The organism is Draconibacterium sp. (assembly GCF_041583095.1).
In the GTDB taxonomy this organism is placed as follows: Bacteria; Bacteroidota; Bacteroidia; order Bacteroidales; family Prolixibacteraceae; genus Draconibacterium.
Genome location: NZ_JBFHGM010000368.1, coordinates 1 through 4,070 on the forward strand (window position 1 = coordinate 1; position 4,070 = coordinate 4,070).

General features: G+C 42.8%; 2 protein-coding genes. Both read right to left on the minus strand.

Annotation, left to right across the window (positions count from 1 at the left end; all coding sequences use genetic code 11):
• The coding region (locus ABZB17_RS21140; protein ID WP_372653386.1) for a S8 family serine peptidase at positions 1 to 3,404 on the minus strand (3,404 nt) is incomplete at its 3' end.
• A gap of 109 nt (positions 3,405 to 3,513) precedes the next feature.
• Positions 3,514 to 4,070: hypothetical protein (locus ABZB17_RS21145; protein ID WP_372653389.1), on the minus strand; the 557-nt coding region annotated here is incomplete at its 5' end.

Here is a 4,070-nt window from a genome sequence, read left to right on the forward strand (position 1 = left end):
CCGGAAAGGATTCCACCTTCGGGAACTGCCTCGATTAAAACGGCTAGTTGATCTTCGCAGAAAGTAAGCTTGTCATTTAATATTTGGGGCTGAATGATAGAATCTACGACCACCTGAAATTCAATTTCACCAGTACATTCAGTTTCGTTTATGGTGTAGGTTAAGGTATGTGTTCCCGCTCCGGCCACTGACGGATCGAAATAAAGCCCGGAAACACCTTCACCGGAAAGGATTCCACCTTCGGGAACTGCCTCGATTAAAACGGCTAGTTGATCTTCGCAGAAAGTAAGCTTGTCATTTAATATTTGGGGCTGAATGATAGAATCCACGACTACCTGAAATTCAATTTCACCTGTACATTCATTTTCGTTTATGGTGTAGGTTAAGGTATGTGTTCCCGCTTCGGCCAGTGACGGATCGAAATAGAGTCCGGAAACACCTTCACCACAAAGTATTCCTCCTTCGGGAACTGCCTCGATTAGAATTGGCAGCTCATCTTCACAGAATGAAAGGTCAGATGTAACGATTGTTGGTTGCGGATATCCATATATTTCGATGGTTTTTTCGAATGAATTATTGGTACTGTTGCTATCGAGTGCACAAGTAAGATAAAATTCAAAGGTGTAGCTCTGTTCATAGCTCAGGTCCAAACGCCTGTTCATTTCATAGCTCAACACTTCGTTGGATAAGAGCGTTTCAGCAAGCACCGCAATTTCTTCAACGTTTTCGTTGGAGGTACACTTCATAAGAATTGAAATACGGTCGCCGGCTAAGGCCGGATCCGGTCCGATATTTTTGATTGATACGGCTACTTTTTCATCCCCGGACAAAGAACATGTTGAAACCGGATAATCTAATGCCATAATGGTAAGGTCTGTAACACGTGGTTTTTCTTCGCCCGTGACAGAAATATTGTCCAGTCCGGCGCCCATTCCCCATTGGTAAAGATCGTCGTAACAGAAGCCCAGCTGTGTGCCGTTTTTACAAATTTCAGGGGACAGTTCAACTGTTTTATGTGTCCATGCAACGGCTTTTTCCAGCTTAATTAAATCATGCCACTCCGTTTCTTCCTGTTTTTTGTAAACTACGTGTAGTTCATCAATGGCGTCGTAAATTTCCGTTTTTAGCAAATAATCGAATGAAAGCGTACAGTTTAAATAATTACCAAGCAATAGCGGGGGAGTTGCCGCTATATCGGAAACATGTACTGCTTCTCCGGCAGAATACGAATCGGAGGCAATAAACTTCGTGGAATCGGATGAAAAATCGAGGTAATAACAATTTAACGAGTCGCTATCTCCCCATTGCCATCCGGAAATGTTGTTTTTTATCTTTACATCATTTGTTCCGGTTTCGAAATCGACAATGTACGGTAATTCAAGGGCTGATCGGGGGTAAACTATAATTTCATTGGTTCCAAGGCTTTCGGTTTCTGCGTTATTAATGGTATAAACCGCTGTTACGTAATACAAATATTCATTATCGAAAATAATCGACGCATCCGAATAGGCGGGCGTATTACTTTCGGCCAGAAAAGAGCTATTTCGGTAGATTTTATATTTATCAGGAATGCCTGAAACGGGAGGACTCCAGCTGAGCAAAATGGCAGATTCGCTTATGGAATAGCTTAAATTTTGAGGAGGAAAAATTTCCGACAATGTTTCGATGCCGGTAACTACGAGGCTAAATTGTTGCGAACCTCCGGACAGAGTTCCTGAATGTGAGATTCTGATCGTAAAATCATTATCGACCGGATTTTTAAAATAAACCTGTTCCACATTGTCGGTATGATTTATTCCGTGCGTAGCCGAAGTTGCCGGACTTTCAACATCCTGCACCCAGGGAAGAATAGCCTGTCCTGTTGTTGTATTTTCTACTGTCAAATTAAGGTCGTTTACCAGTTTGCTTGTTCTTTGATTTAGAGCTGGTGAGGAAGCTTGCCCTGCCGGATCTGTCCAGCAAACTGTGGCTTTAAAAAATGGCGCATCGCTGGTTGTTTTTACAGGGATTGTTATTTCTTCTCCTTCGTTTAAAACTGCCTCATAAATAGTTTTGCCCTGATTGTTTGAATTGTTGTAAATAATATCGGCTGCAGCTTTACTATTAATCAGCCCCCATCCAAAACTGTAATCGGGACCGGGATTACCCAAGTCGGTGGCGGAATGGATCAAAATACTTTTTAAGGTGGAAGATCTTAATTTAACTCCGGGGCGAAGCAAATCCTGAAGTTGAAGCAAAAGAGCAATAGAACCGGTTGCAGCTGCGGTAGACATTGAAGTGCCGGTGTAGGTTTCGTAACTTGTGTTGGTTGACGAGATGGAGGAATAAACATCCACACCATCAGAAACCAGGTCAGGCTTTATCCGTCCGTCATCAGTTGGCCCGAAACCACTAAAGGCAGTCATATTTTGGGCATCATCAACAGCTCCTATGGTCAATATATTTTTGGCTACCGCCACCGGCGACAGACAGTCGTAACCATCTTCGCCACCGTCAGGTTCGCGTTCATCGTTCACCAAAACCCAGTTTTCATCCCACACGTAATGTGCCACTGCCGTTTCCTGACCATCGTTTCTGTCGTTTCCGGCCGATTTTACGATGAGGTAGTGGGGGGCCATCAACGCAATATAATCAAGGTCGGCACTTACATCGCTGTAAAAACCAAACTCGTAGTCTTCGGTAGCCGAAATGCCGGGATCGCCGTACCAGTACCAGTTTTCGTTTTGTGAATTGTAGTACCAACCGCATAATGGTCCGTACGAATGATTTGAAATTGCTATGCCATCGGCAGCAGAACTGGCCATTTCGGCAATGTCATTATTTAAATCCCATGCTTTTATAAGGGCTAGTCCTGCCATTCCTTTGGCTTCGGTTTTTTTTCCCGTGGCTATCATCGTTCCGGAAATATGTGTGGAGTGATCGGATAGGGGCAAATCTAAATCGCGCATCGTAATTCGCGAACCTTCAGGGCTCATCAACTCCTGGTGAGTAGCCAATACCGTGCCTCCGTCCCACAGGTTTATTTCAATGCCTTCACCCGTAAGTTCGGGGTATTCGTTGCCGGCAGACCAAAGCTGATCGACTGAAAGTGTTGAGGCAACACTTAAATTATCGGTGGCATAATAAACCGGTTTATTGTTAAGCCCCGTGCGCTGAAGACTAACTATCCGCCCGGTTTCTTCGATATAAAACACGGGTATGTTTAAGCTGGCTGCAACTGAATCTGCAAATTTCTTTTGTTCTGTCCACGCAGCACCTCTTTGCCAGGCAAACTGCTTTAATTCCGTTTGGTTTGATTTTTCTATCCGGCTGTGTTGTGCAGTTAAAATGTGGGTAGTACCAAAGTAAAAGATAAAAAGAATACATCCTTTTAGAAGAGAAATTGTGGTACGATGTGTAAACATATTGCCGGATTTTAAGGAACCATCTGCCCGGGAAAGGCAGATGGTCACTCTTCAGATTACTACACGGGAAAAATTTAATAAACCCACAATTGCCTGGTGATTTTATATTTTAAGGTTGATAATTTGGTAAGAAAATAATATTTGAATCGCCATGTACATAATCCAGAACTTGTACTGCATCATCAATGGCGATTACAAAACCCTGTACTTTGTCGTGAGCAAAGCTTCCCCACATATAAGTAAATTGCGGCTGAGCACCGATTCCTTTATAATCAACATTACCTTCAAAAATGTCATAAATTGAGAATACCGGCCCCTCTGAGACGCCGTCTTCATTTACAGGATAATAGACATTGTTCCAAACCAGAAACTGGATATATCGGTCTTCGTAAACTCCACGATTATAATGAAACTGTGCGTCGCCTAATCTCGGTTCAGTGAAATTAAAGTAATAATTGTTGTCGTGGTTAAAATCGTAATCATGGTCATTTAAAATTGGATTCAGTCCACAACAATCAAGAAAACCATTAATGTATACTACTTCATCAATATCAACGGTGCCGGTTTTGTCTGAACCAGCCGAGAAACAACCAGCAGCCATTAGTAGTGCATCAATTTCATATGCATCTAAAAAAGCCAGCCTGTTGGCGTAGTTGTTTTCAACAG